15 protein-coding genes are annotated in these 16,359 nt (G+C 70.8%); 6 read left to right on the top strand and 9 right to left on the bottom strand.

All coding sequences use genetic code 11. The annotated features are described in order from the left end of the window. Positions 1 to 89: 89 nt before the first annotated feature. Positions 90 to 3,170, bottom strand: a complete 3,081-nt coding sequence (gene eccCb / locus ABD340_RS15030) for a type VII secretion protein EccCb (RefSeq protein WP_344589549.1) — start codon at positions 3,168 to 3,170, stop codon at positions 90 to 92. Between the two features lie 367 nt (positions 3,171 to 3,537). On the opposite strand from eccCb, the gene ABD340_RS15025 reads away from it, so the two are divergent. Together ABD340_RS15025 and ABD340_RS15020 are read left to right on the top strand one after the other, a co-directional pair. Further along, positions 3,538 to 4,077, top strand: a complete 540-nt coding sequence (locus tag ABD340_RS15025; RefSeq protein WP_344589548.1) for a hypothetical protein — start codon at positions 3,538 to 3,540, stop codon at positions 4,075 to 4,077. A 145-nt stretch (positions 4,078 to 4,222) separates the two neighbouring features. After that, positions 4,223 to 4,471, top strand: coding sequence for a DUF5999 family protein (locus ABD340_RS15020; RefSeq protein WP_344589626.1), 249 nt, complete (start codon positions 4,223 to 4,225; stop codon positions 4,469 to 4,471). A gap of 186 nt (positions 4,472 to 4,657) precedes the next feature. Here the strand turns inward: ABD340_RS15020 and ABD340_RS15015 are convergent, their stop codons facing one another. From ABD340_RS15015 to ABD340_RS15005, 3 genes are all read right to left on the bottom strand, one after another. Next, positions 4,658 to 4,894: a hypothetical protein gene (locus ABD340_RS15015; protein ID WP_344589547.1), complete on the bottom strand. Its 237-nt coding sequence runs from the start codon at positions 4,892 to 4,894 to the stop codon at positions 4,658 to 4,660. Between the two features lie 48 nt (positions 4,895 to 4,942). After that, complete coding sequence (locus tag ABD340_RS15010; protein WP_344589546.1) at positions 4,943 to 6,208, bottom strand: amidohydrolase family protein; 1,266 nt, start codon at positions 6,206 to 6,208, stop codon at positions 4,943 to 4,945. Positions 6,209 to 6,456: 248 nt separating this feature from the next. Further along, complete coding sequence (locus ABD340_RS15005) at positions 6,457 to 7,107, bottom strand: YdcF family protein (RefSeq protein ID WP_344589545.1); 651 nt, start codon at positions 7,105 to 7,107, stop codon at positions 6,457 to 6,459. Between the two features lie 112 nt (positions 7,108 to 7,219). On the opposite strand from ABD340_RS15005, the gene ABD340_RS15000 reads away from it, so the two are divergent. Continuing rightward, positions 7,220 to 7,525, top strand: a complete 306-nt coding sequence (locus ABD340_RS15000) for a hypothetical protein (RefSeq protein ID WP_344589544.1) — start codon at positions 7,220 to 7,222, stop codon at positions 7,523 to 7,525. Positions 7,526 to 7,543: 18 nt separating this feature from the next. After that, the gene (locus ABD340_RS14995) at positions 7,544 to 8,437 is read left to right on the top strand and encodes a phosphorothioated DNA-binding restriction endonuclease (RefSeq protein ID WP_344589543.1); all 894 of its coding nucleotides are present in this window, start codon (positions 7,544 to 7,546) and stop codon (positions 8,435 to 8,437) included. 8 nt (positions 8,438 to 8,445) lie between these two features. Here the strand turns inward: ABD340_RS14995 and ABD340_RS14990 are convergent, their stop codons facing one another. The 4 genes from ABD340_RS14990 to ABD340_RS14975 are packed head-to-tail and all read right to left on the bottom strand — an operon-like array spanning position 8,446 to position 13,519. Further along, on the bottom strand, positions 8,446 to 11,052 hold the full coding sequence (locus tag ABD340_RS14990) for a DUF4132 domain-containing protein (protein WP_344589542.1): 2,607 nt from the start codon (positions 11,050 to 11,052) through the stop codon (positions 8,446 to 8,448). Continuing rightward, positions 11,030 to 12,082, bottom strand: a complete 1,053-nt coding sequence (locus ABD340_RS14985) for an IS481 family transposase (protein WP_344589541.1) — start codon at positions 12,080 to 12,082, stop codon at positions 11,030 to 11,032. The genes ABD340_RS14990 and ABD340_RS14985 overlap by 23 nt, the downstream gene beginning before the upstream one ends. Positions 12,083 to 12,090: 8 nt before the next feature. After that, on the bottom strand, positions 12,091 to 13,107 hold the full coding sequence (locus tag ABD340_RS14980; protein ID WP_344589540.1) for an NADPH:quinone oxidoreductase family protein: 1,017 nt from the start codon (positions 13,105 to 13,107) through the stop codon (positions 12,091 to 12,093). Between the two features lie 46 nt (positions 13,108 to 13,153). Next, positions 13,154 to 13,519, bottom strand: coding sequence for a MerR family transcriptional regulator (locus ABD340_RS14975; protein WP_344589539.1), 366 nt, complete (start codon positions 13,517 to 13,519; stop codon positions 13,154 to 13,156). Positions 13,520 to 14,098: 579 nt separating this feature from the next. Between ABD340_RS14975 and ABD340_RS14970 the strand changes: the two genes are divergently transcribed. Further along, complete coding sequence (locus tag ABD340_RS14970) at positions 14,099 to 15,184, top strand: cytochrome P450 (RefSeq protein WP_344589538.1); 1,086 nt, start codon at positions 14,099 to 14,101, stop codon at positions 15,182 to 15,184. Beyond that, positions 15,178 to 15,492 carry a ferredoxin gene (locus ABD340_RS14965; RefSeq protein WP_344589537.1) on the top strand — a complete coding sequence of 105 codons (315 nt, stop codon included), beginning with the start codon at positions 15,178 to 15,180 and terminating at the stop codon, positions 15,490 to 15,492. Before ABD340_RS14970 ends, ABD340_RS14965 begins: the two co-directional genes overlap by 7 nt. Here ABD340_RS14965 and ABD340_RS14960 read toward each other — a convergent pair. Then, on the bottom strand, positions 15,374 to 16,150 hold the full coding sequence (locus tag ABD340_RS14960) for an SGNH/GDSL hydrolase family protein (protein WP_344589536.1): 777 nt from the start codon (positions 16,148 to 16,150) through the stop codon (positions 15,374 to 15,376). The two genes, ABD340_RS14965 and ABD340_RS14960, sit on opposite strands and share 119 nt — an antisense overlap. Positions 16,151 to 16,359: the final 209 nt, after the last annotated feature.

Genomic DNA, 16,359 nt, shown 5'->3' with positions numbered 1-16,359 from the left:
TGATCCGTGCCTGCCGTCCCGGCCTTCCGGGGCGGCTGGGCACGATCACAACAGTCGAGGGCGAAAGCGGACTTAAGGACGGGCGCGGATCAGGGCTCGGGGTGAAGGGGCGTCTGGACGAGCCGCGCGCCGCCGTTCCCGTCCAGGAGGTGCCCGCGCCCAGGCGGGAAGGGCCCTTGGGGTGAGTGCCGTGCCAGCCTTTGCGCCAACGGCCCGGCGAGCGTTCCGTTTTCCTTCCCCGGCAGGAGCAGGCAGGGCGTGCCCCTCTTCAGCAGCGGCGCGACGATCTCGTCCCGGAGGCCGCTCGACGGGCTGGACACGCCGCTCAGGGCCCGCGCGACGACGAGGTGCAGGCCGATCTCGCGCCCATGCGGCAGGAGTTCGATCAACGGCCGCATGTCGTCGCGGCGCGCGGCGACCGTCTCGTAGTCGTCCACGACCAGGAACAGCTCGGCGCCCGTCCACTCCTCCGCCCGGCCCGGCCCGGGCAGCCGGCGGCGCATCGCGGTGCGAATGTCGTTCACCAGCGAGGCCGCCGCCGAGGCGGACGCGGCGAAGCCGATCTGGTGCTCGGTGCCGGCGACCTCCACCAGCGAGCGGGCGAAGTCGATGAACACCACGCGGGCCCGCTCGGGCGCGTGCCGGGCGGTGATCCCGGCGATGACGTGGCGGAGCAGGTTCGACTTGCCCGCTCCGGCGGCGCCGAGGACCAGGAGGTGCTGGTGCTCGGCGAAGTCGGCGTGGACGGTCGACAGGAGCCCGTCCTCGACGCCGATGGGGATCCGGTCCGGCCCCGTCTCGGCCGGGCCGGGGAGGGCGGAGGACGGCAGCCGCTCCGGCAGTGCGCGGACCGGGGGCGGGGTCGGGCCCGTCCACGCCTTGGCGATGTCGGCGGCCAGCCGCCCGAGATCGGGCCGGGCGGTGAGGAAGTGGAACCCGTCGCTGGTCAGGCCGCGGCCGGGGGACCCGTGGGGGACGTTCACCGCGCGCTTGGTGCCGAACTGCGACGCCGACGGGTCGGCGAGCCGCAGTTCCAGCTTGGTCCCGAACGCCTCGCGGGCCGCGGCGCCGAAGTCGTTCCAGGCGCCGGCGGCCGCGATCACGTGGACGCGGTACGGCAGGCCGCGCGCGGCGAGCTCGGCGACCGGGTCCTCGACCTCGGGGAATCGCCCGCGGAGCGCGCCCCAGTCGTCCACCACCAGGAAGACGTGCGCGCCGTCCTTGCCCGCCGCGGGCTCGCGTTCCCGGCGTCGGAGGATCGCGGTGACCTGCGCGACCGTGCGCCGGACGCGGTCCGGATCGGGGCCGGTGACGGCTCCGACGTGCGGCAGCCCGTCCAGCGCCGCCAGTCCGGCACCGTCCGCCGCCTCCGCCGCGGCGAGGTCGAGGCAGTAGAACCAGGCTTCTTCGGGGGTGTGGGTGAGCGCCAGGGACGCCACGAGCGTCCGGACGGCCGCGGTCTTGCCGCTGCCGGGCCCGCCGACGACCGCGACGTGCCCCGCCTCGCCCGACAGGTCCAGCCAGTACGGGTCGCGCCCGTGGTAGAAGGGCCTGTCGACGATCCCCGCGACGGCGCGCAGGCCGCCCCGGTGCTCCCACCCGGCCGTGGTGTGCCCGTGCTCCTCGGTGGTCGACAGGGGCGGCAGCAGCTCGTCCAGGCCCGGCGCCTCCTGCAGCGGCGGGCTCCAGATCCGGAACGCGGGCGTGCCGCCGCGCTCGGCCAGCCGCCGCACGGCCGCGTCGCGGACGCCGGAGGCGTAGGCGGCTCTGAACGGGACGGCCGGCTCGGTCCCCCACCTGAAGAAACCGTGGCCGGGGACGTCGGGCAGCTCGTGGGCGTCCGGGACGCCGAGCACCGTGCGCGACTCGGCTTCGGAGAAGGTCCGCAGGACGGCCGCGTAGCCGACGTGCCGGTGCAGGGCGCGCAGCCGCTTGTCCTCGAAGCGCCGCGACGCGACCAGCAGGTGCAGGCCCAGGTCCTTGCCGAGCCGTGCGATCAGCTGGAACAGGTGGCCGAAGTCGGGCTTGAGCGCCAGCAGCCCGGAGATCTCGTCGACGGCGATGAGCAGCGGCGGCAGGGCCGCCAGGCCGGTCCCCTCGGCGCGGTTCCCATCGTACTCGCCGACGGAGGCCAGTTCGCCCGCCGCGCGCAGCGCCTGCTGGCGCCGCACCAGCTCGCCGGACAGCGCCTCGTACACGCGGTCGGCGCGCGCCGGCTCGCCCACCAGGTCCGGCACGTGCGCCGAGACGTGCGGGAGCGGGTCCATCCCGGCGAAGGTCGCGCCGCCCTCGGACTCCAGCAGGACGAGGTTGAGCTCGTCCGGGGTGTGGGTCAGCGCCAGGCCGAGCACGATCGAGCGCAGCAGTTCCGACTTCCCGGACCCGGCGGCGCCGAGGATCAGGCCGTGCGGGCCGTGGCCGCCGTCCTTGATGTCGAGCTCGACCGGACGGTCCTCGGCGTCCAGGCCGATCGGCAGCCGCAGCGGCTCGCGGTCCGCCGCCGCCGGCTCGTCCGGTCGCTCCGGGTCCGGGATGCCCGGCAGGCTGGTCAGCGCGACCGGCCCCTCCGCCAGAGCGCGGGCCCGCCGGGCGGCGCGCAGGTCGGCCCGGAGGTCCTGGTTCTCGGCCTCGAGCCGCTCGATCTCGGCGGCCTGCCGGCGGACCTCCTCCCGCAGCTCCGCGCGCAACTCCTCCCGCAGCTCTTCCCTCAGCTCTTCCCTCAGCTCGGCGCGCAGCCGGTCGCGGTCGCGGGCGCCGTCGCCGGTCGTCTTGAGCCCGGTCCAGGGGGCGTCGAGCAGCACGGCCGTGTCCTCGACGGTGACGCAGAGATCGCCGGCTGCGGGCACGTGCCGGGCTCCGTCCAGGTCCAGGGTCGGCTCCTCCAGGTCCAGGACGGTGCGGGCGGCGATCCAGGGCGCCGTCCGGGCCTGCGCGACCCCGCAGGCCCGAAGGAACGCCAGCAGTCCCGGTTCGGCGGGGAGCCGGCGGCCGGTGAGCATGGCCGTGATCTCCTCTTCGGCCAGCCCGCTGCCCGTGGCCAGCTCGCGCAGCGAGCGTCCGGCGCGATGCCGCAGCTCCAGCAGCAGCGCCCCCAGCTCGGGTCCGGTGGCGACCGACGCCAGGGCCGCCTCCAGGTCGTCGGTGCGCGGCCGCACCGCCTTCTCGTTCATGCCAGGTCCCCCCAGCCTTCGGACTCCGGAGCACCGCCCGGAGCCTCCCGTTCACGCACCGCCAGCGTAGAGGTCGGGGCGATCATGGACATCCCGTTCAGACCGGAAGGAGAGACCAATCCCACATCGACCCCGGACACTCAGGGGCAAATGGGACTATCGAGGTCGAACGGGGCGGATGCGGCGCCCCGCTCGGCGCCGCGGCGGCGGGACGGGGGTTTCGGACACCCGTCGTGTCCGGATCCTGAGGAAGATTCTTTTGTGATCGACTTTTCCGTAAAGAGCCTTTCTTGTAGCGTGCGCAGCGTTTTGTGAAGTGAATTCATGATCGGACACACTCGCAGCAAGATCATGAAAGGACGCCACGATGGCCACGGCGACAGGCTTGGCCGCGTCCGTGCTGTTGGGCCTGCTCATGCTGCTGGCCACGGCACGGCGCGAACCGGGCCGCTCCCCCACGCCGGCGATCACTCCCGCCGCCGCTCCCGCCGATCACCCCGAGTCGCTGACCGCGGTGCTCGAGCCGGACTCCGAGGAGTACCTGGCCTGGCTGGCCGACCACCACTGGCCCGCCGACGAGTACCTCGACCTCGAACTGGAGTGGCGCAACGAGCTCGCCGCGACCGAGCTCCCGGACCCGTTCGAGCTCACCGTGCCGTACGAGACGCCGCAGTGCCCGCAGTGCCGGCTGCACCGCGAGGACGTCTGGCCGTGCCCGCAGTGCGGGCGGCTGCTGCACTCCTCGTGCGGCCACGGCATGCGGCGCCGACGCTTGGCGCACCCGTACCGGACGCAGGCCACCAATCCGGAGGCGGTCATCGCCGAATGGATCTGCACGGGCTGCATGTCGGTCGTGGGGCTCGACGTCGACCACGGCGACGAGGCCGACGACGACCTCCGCCGCTGAGGACCCCGGCCGGGGCCGTCCTACACGTCCAGAAAAGTAAAGAATTCCCCATACACTTGCATATTTCGGCCGTCTCTTGGCAAACTTCACTATGTCCTAAATTAGGACGCTGTGGAGGTAGTACCCGATGTCCGCCCGATCCTCGATCCCCGCCGACCCCCAGAGGTCCGCCCGTTCCCGGCGGCCCTGCCCGCACCGGCAGCCCTGCCCCGCCCCCGACGGCCTCGACCGCGAGGCCGCCCGCATCGTGGCCAGCCACCCCGAGCAGGGCTGGAGCCTCCTGTGCAACGGCGTCGTGCTCTTCGAGGACACCGGCGAACTGCTGCCCGACGGACGGGTCGTCGCTCCGCACCGCCCCCTCCGGCACGCCCTCCCCGCCCCCGTTCCGGCGTAGACCGCCGCCTCGCCTTCGCCCAGCGCGCAGAGACCGCGCGACGAGGCCGCGCCCCGGAACGGCGGCGGGGCAGGGTGCAGACCCCCTCGCCCTGGCACCCCGCTCTTGGACCCGCCGGGCTTCGCGGGCCAAGGCGCCAGCCAGGAAGGCTCTCAACGCCTCGCGAGACCGTTCCAGGCCGTCCGGTCATCGCGTGACGGAGACCGGCAGCCCCTCGGCGATGTTGAGCACGACACGTTCGCCCAAGGGCCGGGCCAGGGTGACCGGCTCGCGCCGGACCGTGCCGGCGGGCGCGCAGGCGACCGCCGCGACCGCGTGGAAGCGGTCGTCCGCGGCCAGGGCCGCGTCGGTGTCATCGGCGGCGACGGCCCGTTCGAAGTCGTCGTTGGCCTTGCGCATGCGCTCGAGGTCCGCCGGCGCCATGAGGGGCACGGCGGGGCCGACCCGCTGCCGGTCGCCAGAGCCGCTCCGCTACCGGGCGGCCTCAGCCAGCGTGCGCTTGGCCAGGCGGCCTTCCTGCATCACCAGCACCACGTTCGCCGGGTCGCCGAGCACATCGATGTCGGCGAGCGGATCGCCGTCGCACACCACGAGGTCGGCGGTCTTGCCCGGTTCGATGGTGCCGAGGGTCTCGTCCAGCCCCATCAGCTGAGCGGCGTTCAGCGTCCCGGTCCGGATCGCTTCCAGCGGCGAGAGACCCAGGTTCACCATATGGCCGAGCTCGCGGAGGTTCTGGGCGTGCGGCACGGCCCCCGCGTCGGTGCCGAGCGCGACCTTCACCCCGCGCCGGACCGCCTCGCCCAGCCGCTCCACCGCGGCTTCGGCCATCCGCATCTTCTTCTCGTAGGCCGCGGCCGTGAAGCGTTCCCGCCCGACGTGGAAGGTCGACAGCGTGGGAACCACGAACGCGCCCTTCTCCAGCATGAGGTCGATGCCCTCATCGTCGATGAGATAGCCGTGTTCGATGCTGGAGACGCCGCCGCGCAGGGCGTTCTTGATGCCCTGCGCACCATGCGCGTGCGCGGCGACCGGCCGGCCGCGATGCCGCCGGGTCTCGTCCACGACCGCCGCGATCTCCTCGACCGTCAGGCCCTCGTCCTCGGGCTGGTCGCTCGGGCTGTTCACGCCGCCCGTCGCGCAGATCTTGATGACGTCGGCGCCGTCGCGCATCAGCCGCCTCGTCGCCAGCCGGACCTGGACGGGGTCGTCCGCCAGTTCGCTGAACGGCTCTGGAAGGGCCGCCGACGGGTCGAAGCCGCTCGGCAGGCTGAAGTCGGCGTGTCCGCCGGTGTGACTCATCAGCCTCACCGCGACGTGCAGCCGGGGCCCTTCGATCAGGCCCTGCGCCACCGCGTCCCGGTAGCCGGCGTCGATGCCGCCGAGGTCGCGCGCCGTGGTGATGCCGGCATGCAATGTTTCGCGCATGCGCCGTGCCCGCTCGAATATGGTGACCGTCGGCCGGTTGGTCAGCAGCCTCCCGGTGAAATCGGCGTTGCTGTCCATGAGGAAATGCACATGGCAGTCGAAGAATCCGGGCAGCAGCGTACGTCCGCCGAGATCGATGACCGTCGCGGCGTCGATCCGCGGCCTCGAGCCCTCCGGCCCCACATAGGTGAACCTGCCGTCCTCCACCGCCACGGCCACCGACTCGACGGGCGCGGCGCCGGTTCCGTCGATCAGACGGGCGCCGGTGAACACGGTCGGGCCCGGCGATCGCCGTGCGCGGTTCTCAGTCATTTCGTGACCGCCGCCCGGTCCGCGGTGTGCGCGTGCATCCCCTGACCTCCCGGTTGGGTTCCGTGCTGTGAGCACGGCCAACTCTGCCCAGCCGGAAGCGGGTGACCAAGCGGCCGGTCTCGCTCAGCGGACTCCGCTCACCCTGAGTTCCGGGCCTCGTGAAGCGGCTCGCGGATGCGGGCAGTAAGTGTACGCTTGCGCCGTGCCCATGGCCCGATCGCGCCCCATGCCCCGGCGACCCCGGCGGTTCAGGTGATGACGTGGCGGTCGTAACCGAGCCGCGCGAGCTCCTCGTACGCCGCCCAGGCCGCCTCCGGCACGGGCATCGGGACCTGGAAGCCGCGCTCGGCGTACACCACCATGCGCTGCAGGTCGCCGACCATGAGTTCGAGGAACCGGTGCGCGTCCGCCTCCAGGTGGGCGTCGTAGGACACCTCGGGCGCGGAGGTGAGCCACTCGGCCTCGGGCCACCGGCGCAGCGCCGCGGCCAGGGAGCGCCTGGTCATGTACGGCTTCGCGACGAGGATCCCGCGCTCGACCGGCACCCCGCGTTCGGCGAGCAGGGTGCGCGTGGCGGTGATGTTCTCGCCCGTGTTGGCCGCCGTCTCCTCCAGCAGCAGCGCGTCGCCGGGCACGCCGTGCTCCCGCGCGACCCGCGCGAACGCCCGCGCCTCGGTCTCCGCCCATCCCGACGTGACCTTGCCCCTGCCGCCGGAGACGACGACCAGCGGCGCCCAGCCCTCGTGCCACAACCGCGCGGCCTGCACCGCGACCCGCAGGTCATGGCAGCCCATGGCCACGATGACCGCGCTCGGCGCCAATGGCGTCACGAACACCAGGTGGTCCCAAATGAGGCGCCCCAGCTCCCGCACCTCCGGCCAAGGCCGAGAAAACTTCACGGCATCACTCTCCCCCACGTGCGGCATGTCGTTGCCCATCCGACACGTCCGGCTAGTAGCTTTCAGCTACTTTGGTCCTTACGAAAGGCTCTTGCGGAAAGGACAGCGTGGTGTGATCGCGGCCCTCGTTCTCGCCTCCCTGGCCGGCCTGCTCGCTCTGAGCATGCCGCGCATGCTCGGTCGCGCCCGCCGGGCGGCCCGGCCGCATCCGGTCGTGCCCGAACCCGCCGCCGCGCCGTCCACGCCGGCGGACCCGGGCACCTACCCGGAGTCACTGACCGCCGAACTGGACCCCTGGGACGAGGAGTACCTCGCCTTCCTCGCCGACATGCTGTGGCCGGACGACGAATACCTCGACATGGAGCACACCATCGACTACGACGGTGACGGCGAGACAGGCCCCGGCAAGTGCCACTGACGCCCCTATCCTCTTCATGTGGATTGGGTGGAACGGGTCCTGCGCATACGCCAGCACACCCGCCGCGGTGAACGCGCACCGCACAAGCCCCTGCTCCTCCTGCTGGCACTGGCCCGCTTCCAGCAGGATGGCGGCCGCCCCATCCCCTTCTCCGCCGCCGAGCAGCCGCTGCGCCGGCTCCTCGATGAGTTCGGACCGCCTCGCAGTACCAGCCCGGCCTACCCGTTCCACCACCTCACCAACGACGACGCGATCTGGGTCGTCGACACCATGGACGGCCCCGGCAGCCCGGGACCCGTCCTCGGCAGGCTGCGCACGCCAGGCGTCCAAGGCCGGTTCCACCCCGAGCTGGCAGAGGCGCTCACCGCCGACCCCTCACTCGTCGCGCAACTGGCCCGCGCACTGCTGGAGGCCAATTTCGAGCCGTCACTCCACGACGACATCTGCCAGGAGATCGGCCTGGAACTCGACGGGATCGGCCTGCCCGCGCGCACGGAACGGCTCCTCCCGCCCCGGGACCCGGCCTTCCGTCTGCAGGTCCTGGAAGCGTACGAATTCTGCTGCGCCTTCTGCGGCTACGAAGGCTGGCTGAACGGGACCGCGGTGGGGCTGGACGCGGCCCATTTGCAATGGAGGTCCTACGGCGGCCCGGACAGCATGGGCAACGGCCTGTGCCTGTGCTCCCTGCACCACCGCCTCCTGGACCGCGGCGTACTGGGAATGGCGCGGGACCACACGATCGCCGTCTCCCGCAAGTTCGTCGGGCGCACTCCCTCTGCCGTCACGCAGGTGAAGGACCTCTCAGGCCGTCCCGTACGGGAACCCCAGTCCGGCCTGCCGACTCCTGAGCCGGACCACGTCGACTGGCACACGGCCCAGGTCTTCCGCTCCCCCGCCCGCGCCGCCGCCTGACACCGGACTCATTCGGCAGGTTCCACCAGCTCGTTCAAGATGAGGAGCAGCTCGGAGGCCGTCACCGCGTCCAGGTCACCGAAACGCGCGTGCGAGGATCCGCTGATCCGGACGGCGGTGAGCTTCTGATGTTCCTCGCTCTGGCCCGGCCCCCAGACGTAGATGCCGGGGCTGATCTCGACGACGACCGTGCGGCCTTCGGGAAGCTCCCGGTTGAGCGCATACTGCACGCCCCCGTCCTCCGCGGCGGCGCGCACCCATCCCCGCCGCTCCAGCCCCAGCACCTTGCCCAGCGAGGAGTCCAGACCCTTGAACCGAGCCAGTTCCGCCTCTGCACGCTCCTGCGCGGTGAACGCCAGGACGGGGCGGCCGAGCTGCGAGAACGGCTGCATGATCTCGTAGTCGGCGAACGTCTCGGCCCAGCCGGCCAGGTCCTCGCCCAGATGGACGGGATGCGCGATGCCCACAAGCCCCGCCTCCGGCAGTGTCAGGACGTCGTCGTTCACGTCGGCCAAGGTGCGGTCTTCAGCGACGCGGAACGCGGTGCGCTTCACTCCGTCCTCGTGCACCCAGACCAGGCGCCGCACGATGTGCCACAGAAGGGGATGCCCGACCAGGAGCTCCCGGAAGTCGGCGGGCTCCCAGCGGCGCCGCTCCGTCATGGCCCGCTCCATGCGCCGGATCTGGTCACCGGCGAGGGCGCGGACGTCCTTCTTCAACCCGCCGAACCTCTGGTGGGCGGCGGGCGCCAGCTCGGCATCGTCCTTCACCCCCGGCTTGGGCAGGCTCTTGCGCGCCTTCCCCTGCTCGTCGATCACCGTCGGGCGGAGCTGCTCGTCGAACCCCACTGTGAAGCGGCGCGGCCCGTAGTCCAGCGTCATGCTGCCCTCGGCGTCCAGGCCGAAGTCGGGCACCAGCCGGTCGGCGAGCTGGTCCGGCGTGAGCCCGCGCTCCTGCGCCACCTGGTCGAGCAGCCTGCGCGCCTTCTTCTTGATGCTCTTCGCCTTGGCCTTCTCCGCGACGGCATGCAGCTGCATCATCGCGACCTCGGAGCCCATCGCGGCGAGCACGTCCAGCGCGTTCAGCGGAAGCTTGGTCCCGTCCGACCAGGTCGCGGACCGGACCATCGCGCCGATCCGCCGCGCCGTCTCGTCGTCACCGGTCCAGCGGAGCTGCGACAGCGGCCAGCCTTTGGCTGCCACTTCGCCGGAGGACCGCCAGCGGTCGAACAGGGCCCAGCCGAAGGCGGCCAGCGACCCCGGATCGCACGCCTCCAGCGCGGTCCTGAAGTTCGCCGCCGGTGCGCGGCGCGGCCCCGTCTTGGCCAGCGCGGCGAACAGGCGCCAGGTCGCCTCCGCCGGGACGGCCCGCGCCCGGCCCCGGAGCAGCAGCTGCGGCAGCATCGCGGGAGCCGCCCAGACCGGCGGCGGCTCCGACCGTCCAGAGACCAGGGCCTTGGGGAGGTCGCCCGCGGCGGCCTCCTCCACCTTCCTCCCTCGCATCTCCTCCAGGGTCGAACGGACATGCGCGGGCAGTTCCTCCGCATCCAACTCGGGCCAGGCCCGCAGATGCTCGTCCAGCAGGGAGAGCACCAGCCGCTTCGAATCGCCGTCCGCCCTCGATGCCAGCATGCGCAGCGCACGCCTCGGGAAGCGCTCCATCATCGCCACCAGGGCAGGCCGGACGTCGCCCCGGTCGAGCCGATCGGCCACCATCCGGAACGCCCCCTCGGTGGGAAGCGCACTGAGCACGTCGAGGAAACTTTTCCGAATCCTGACGTCGGATTCCTCGTCGAGGGCCCTCGCCACCCGAGAGGCGATGGCCGGGCCGACGCCCTCGACCACCGTGGCGAGCATGCCCGGCAGGAAGTCGAACTCCGGCTGGTAGGGCTCGTACACGCCCAGGTAGCCGAGCCGCTTGGCCTGCTCGGTGGACGTGATCGAGCACCAGAGCAGCCTTCGCACGTGCAACGACAGGTCGCACTCGGCAAGGCATTCATCGACCCAGTCCTGCCGCGTCGGCACGAGGTAGGACACCACGGCCTTCTGCGTCGAATTCCGTCGGAACTCGGCGAGCCGTTCCACGGCCTCCGCGTAGTCACTCTCGTCCGCCACGGCCAGCAGGGCCCGCATCCGCCGTCCGGCCGACCCCACGGCCCAGTACGCGTCGCCGTACTCCAAATCGCCGTCCCGTATCACGTAGGACTGGCCGTTTGGCGCGTCCCGGACGAGAACCTGGTCGGCCTCCGCGCAGGCGCACGCGGCGAAGGCGAGGCCATGCTCTGCGATCCAGGCATCGATCCACGGCTGGTGCGACAGCTCTTTCCTAACGCAGACCTCCAGCTTGGCGACCACCGCCGCTCCCAGCGGGTCGGCATCGCCCCGCAGGTACGCCCGCGCGGCCTCGACGAACCTCTGGGCCCACCCCTGCCGGCTCCCCAGCGCCTTCTCGATGGCCGGCAGGGCCGCTTCCAAACGCTCGCGCACCCCCTCCCGCGCGGACGGGTCGAGCACGGCCTCGGGCACCGGAGGCAGCCCGCCGCGGCGGGGATGCATCTCCTCCCGCCATGCCTCGGGGATCAGCAGGGTGCTCTCATCGGGAAGTCGACCGCTCATGCCGGCTCACCGTAGAGGACCCGACCGACAAGCTGTATGAGGCCAGGACGTTGGTTACGCCTGCGCGTAGTCGCCAGGCCGGCGGTTGGCCCCCTGCTGCACCGTGGGGGCGGTGGTAGTTGTAGTGGATGTTCCAGACGCCGAGGGCGTCGCGGCGTTGTTCTTCGGAGAGCCAGCTGCGGGCATAGAGGAACTCTTCGGCGATGATCCGGTTGTAGCGTTCCACCTTCCCGTTGTGGCGAGGCGTGTACGGCGTGATGCGCTGGTGACGCGCGCCGAGTACGGCCCGGGCGAATGCGTCGGCGCGGTAGCAGGCGCCGTTGTCCGTGACGATGCGTTCGATGTGGGAGATGCCGTGGGCCGCGAACCAGGCTCTCGCCCGGTGCAGGAACCCGATGGCGGTGGCAGCCTTCTCGTCGGGCAGTGCTTCGGTGTAGGCAAGTCGGCTGAAGCCGTCGACGGCGGAGTGGAGGTAGACGTAGCCACCGCGTGCGCCCTTGTTCTTGCGCCGCTCGACGGTCTTGGCCTGGTGGCTTCCGCGTCCGTGGACTCGCCAGCCACCGCCGTCTGGGATCCGGCCGACCTTCTTCACGTCGGTGTGGACCATGTGCCCGGGCCGGCGAGCGGTGATCTTCCGCGGTTCCCGGTTCGTGTCGCCGTTGGGATCGATGAACCGGCGCCGGTTCAGGCCGAGGGCGAGCAGATGCCGCGACACGGTACGGCGGCTGAGCGAGATCCCCTCGGCCTGGAACTCGAATGCGATCCGGGACGCTGACCACTTCTCGGCTCGGCGGAGTGCCTCGATCCTGGCCACAACGTCAGAGCCCGTTGCCGTCGGCTGGCGTCGGAGTGTTGAGGAACGGTCCAGCAGACCGAGTTCACCGTGCCGTCGGTAGCGGTTGACCCATTTCGACGCGCACGCGCGGGAGATGCCCATCTCGGCCGCCACGTGGGCGATCGGGCGGTGTTGGCAACGCTGTACGAGTCGCAGCCGTCCTTCAGGGGACAGCGGAGCATTGCGGTGAAGCACGGGCGTTCCTAACGCCAGGGATCGAGGGCGAGCTTGCCCTGGGTCTGGCCCGCTTCGAGTTGCTGCAGCAGCATCGCCCCCTCAGCCAGAGGATGAACCTGGGGGGTGCCGGGCGGGTACACGTCGTTGGCGATGAGGGCCTCGATCTCGACGAGCAACGACTGGTAGATAGAGGGGGCTGCGACCGCCAGCGCACCGATGTGCAGACCCTTGACTTGGACTTGGTGGGTGAAGACCAGGTCGTGTGTGGTCAGGGTGGCGTCGCCGGAAGCGGCGCCGAAGACGACGATGCGTCCGGTGAAGGGTTTGGTGACGGACAGGCTGGTCTTGAACGTGGCCTGTCCCACTGATTCCAGGACCAGGTCGACACCGCCGGTCAGGCGGGTGATCTCCTCAGCCAGATCGGGGCGTCGGCTGTCCAGGACCTCGTCGGCGCCGAGGGCTTTGACGGTGTCGTGCTTTGCTGGTGACGCTGTGGCGATCACGTGCGCACCGTAGTGACGGGCGAGGCGAACGGCAGCCTGCCCCACGCCTCCGGCGGCGGCATGGACGAGCACGACCTCACCCGCCTTGATCTCGCCCAACGGCTTCAGCGCTGCCAGGGCTGTGGCCCAGTTCAACACCATGCCGAGGGCGGCGGCATCGCTCCAGCCGGACGGCACCGGAAGCACACCCGCAGCCGGCATCGTCATGTACTGCGCGAAGGCCCCCGGGCCAGCTCCGACGACGTGAGTGCCGAGCGGCAGCGGACTCTCGACATCCGGGCCGACACCCACGATCTCACCGGCGGCCTCGAAGCCCGCGACAAAAGGGGCCTGAGGGCCTCCCCCGTATGTCCCACGGGTCTGCATGACATCAGCGAAGTTGACCCCGGCAGCGCCCACGCGGACCAGGTAGTCACCGGGCCCCGGGCTGGGGCGACGCTGATCGGTCGTGAGGATCAGTTCCTGCGGTCCCCGGTGCGACCGCTGGACCAGTACTCGTATCGTCTGCTCAGCGGTGTTCTTCTGCTCGTTGAGCTCCATGCAGCGAACGTAGAAGTCTGACACTTACGTCAAGGTCAAGCGGCGGTCAGAGATCAGTACGGCGGGCCTCGCGCAGGTAGGTGTCGAGTGCCGCCTGCTGATCGCTGAGAACGGCGATGCGAGCAGCGAGCCGATCGCGATAGCTCTGCACCTCGTGCAGGAACTCCGCGCACCCCGCGTCGGTGCCGGCATCGGCGCCGCCAGTGAGGCGGGGCAGGAGCTCCTTGATCAACCGGACAGGCAGCCCGGACTCCAGCAATGTGCGGATGACGTGCACCCGGTCGATCGTGGACTGGCAGTAGTCACGGAACCCATTGCTGAAACGGCCGGGGACGATCAAGCCCTCGTCCTCGTAGTGCCGCAACGATCTCGCACTCACACCGCTGACCCTGGAAGCCTCACTGATCTTCATACCCGGAGGCAACGCTGGAGAGCACCGCGATCTTCCGGCGCTCACTTACGCCGAGTTGAATACCTGCTCAGGCGTCAACAACCTCATGTCCCGCAACAACAAGCCGTCCACGGACCTCACCGAAGCGACACAGTCGGCGCCGAGGGCCGCGACGGACGACCCGCGGCCGACCACCTGTGCCCGCAGCCTTTCTCCAGGTCAGGACGGAACGGACCAGAAAGCCATTCTGCCGATTCAGACACTGCGCCGGGCCACTTGAAGCCGCCCCTTATACCAGCGCATCGGCCGCCACCGGAAAAGCAGCACCACCGCACCCCCCATTCCAATTCTTCACACGCGTTCTCACCCATCAGCAAGGCCGAAATCGGCGATCTTCCCCCAGTTCGGCGCCACTTGACGCGCCCCCAACAAAGGCTACCGTCGAAACTCGATGCCATTTTGAATTTCACCCCAACGGCTTGCGGAGGACCTTTGATGAATGGCCCCACAGTCCAACCGTCTCCCTTCCCGCTAGAGCGGGCCAACGCCTTCGACCCGCCGCCCGCGCTCGCCGCCTTGCGGGAAGGACCTCCCTCCCGGGTGTCCCTGCCCGACGGCACCGAGCACTGGCTGGTATCACGCCATGCCGACGTCCGCGCGGCCCTCGCCGATCCGCGCCTCAGCGCCGACGACACCCATCCCGCCTTCCCCAGGCTGTTCCCGCTGCCTCCTGCCAAGGGCGCGCTGTCGTTCCTGCGCATGGACGATCCCGAGCACGGGCGGCTGCGGCGCATGCTGGCCGCCGAGTTCACCGTCCGGCGCACCAACCTGCTCCGCCCCGGCATCACCGCCTCCGTCGCCGCCCTGCTCGACGACATGGCGGCCGGCCCGCCACCGGCGGACCTGGTCCAGCGCTTCGCCCTTCCGCTCCCCTCGCTGGTGATCTGCCGGCTGCTCGGCGTGCCGTACGCCGACCACGGCTTCTTCCAGTCCCGCAGCGTCGCCACGCTCTCGCTCGCCCTCAGCGACGAGGAGACGGCGGCGGCCTTCGGCGAACTGGCCGGCTATCTCGACCGGCTGGTCGCCGACAAGGAGCGCGCACCGTCCGACGACCTGCTGGGACGCGCGGCGGCACGGGTGTGCGACGGTGAACTCGGGCACGACGAGCTGGTCTCGATGGCCCGGCTGCTGCTGATCGCCGGACACGAGACCACCGCGAACATGATCGGTCTCGGGACGCTCGCCCTGCTACGCCATCCCGCCCAGCTCGCTCTGCTGCGCGACGACCCCGCACTGATCCCGCAAGCGGTAGAGGAGCTGCTGCGCTACCTGACCGTCGTGCAGCGCGGCACCGCCAGGGTCACGGCCGCACCCGTCCGGCTCGGCGGCGTGACGATCCCCGCCGACCAGGGCGTCATCATCGCGCTGCACGCGGCCGACCGCGATCCCGGCCACTTCCCCGATCCCGACAGCCTCGCCCTGCACCGTTCCGCCCGGCAGCACGTCGCGTTCGGGTTCGGCATGCACCAGTGCATCGGGCAGACCCTCGCCCGCGTGGAAATGGAGATCGCGTTCGCCAGGCTGCTGGACCGCTTCCCAGGGCTGGCCCTGGCCTGCGACCCCGCCGAACTGCGGTTCCGCGACTCGGTCGTGTTCGGAGTCCAGAGCCTCCCGGTCACATGGTGACCCCGGCGCTGGTGGCCGACCGCGCCGCCTGCCGCGGAGCGGGCCAGTGCGCGTTCAACGCACCCGAACTCTTCGACCAGGACGAAGAGGAAGGGCTGGTGGTCGTCCTTCAGCCCTTCCCCTCCGCCGAGCAGCTCACAACAGCACGGACGGCCGTCGACTCCTGCCCCAACCGCGCCATCGCCCTGACTAGCGCTGCGCCGCCAGCGACCGGCGCGCGGCCGAGTTCACCGCGGGCAGGTAGCCGTTGGCGTGCCCCCTCGCGGTCGGGTGATAGGAGTCCGAGATCGGATAGGTCACCGAGTTGAGCCAGCCGTCTCCAGAGCACAGCTCGTGCCCGGAGAACTCGTCCCGCACGTCGGAGAACACGAACCCGGCCCGCGCGACCGCCTTGTTGATCGAGGTGTTCAGCGTGTCGGCGGCCCGGTTGAGCACGGTCCGCTTGGTCTGGTTGAGGCCGACGCACCCGGCGCTGTTCTGTAGGTAGAGGCGCGGATACCCGAGCACGACCACGCGCGCGGACGGGGCCTTGGAGCGGATCGAGTCATAGAGGGAGTCGAGCCGTCCGGGCAGCATGTTCTCCATGTACGACTCGGCGTTCTTCACCGCGGCCTCGCAGTTGGCCGTGGACTGGAGCACGCACGTCTCCATCACCTTCGCGAACCCGGCGTCGTTGCCGCCCACCGTCATGGTCACGAACGTCGTCGTCGAGCTCAGCGAGCCCAGCTGCCCGCTGGCCACGCTCGCGGTCGTGGCGCCCGAGCAGGCCGCGAACTTGAAGGACTCGGGCGACTTGGCCGCCGCCCACAGCTTCGGATAGGCGTTGGCGCTGCGGTAGCAGGTGCCCGCGCCCGGATCGTAGGCCCCCGCGCCCGTCCCCGAGGAGTAGGAGTCCCCGAGCGCGACGTAGTGGGTGCCGGCCGCGGACGCCGACCCGGCGGCCACAAAGGAACAGACAGTGAACATTGCGGTACCGAGAGTAATTGCGCCGAGGCGGGAGGCATGCATTCGGTGCTCCGTTGGCTGGGGACGGGTAGGGGGTAGCGAGATGTCTCGCACCGCTTATACCCCGCGCTTGTTTTAATGAAGCCTCGACTTGATCACCCATTTTCGTCAAACTTCGCCATTGAAATCCCTTTTCCCAACCCCCATCTGATCAGCTCAGAACCCGTAAG

The organism is Actinomadura vinacea (genome assembly GCF_039532545.1).
Taxonomy (GTDB): Bacteria; Actinomycetota; Actinomycetes; order Streptosporangiales; family Streptosporangiaceae; genus Spirillospora; species Spirillospora vinacea.
The sequence above is the reverse complement of the archived record's forward strand: the minus strand, read 5'-3'. Positions and strand labels throughout refer to the sequence as shown.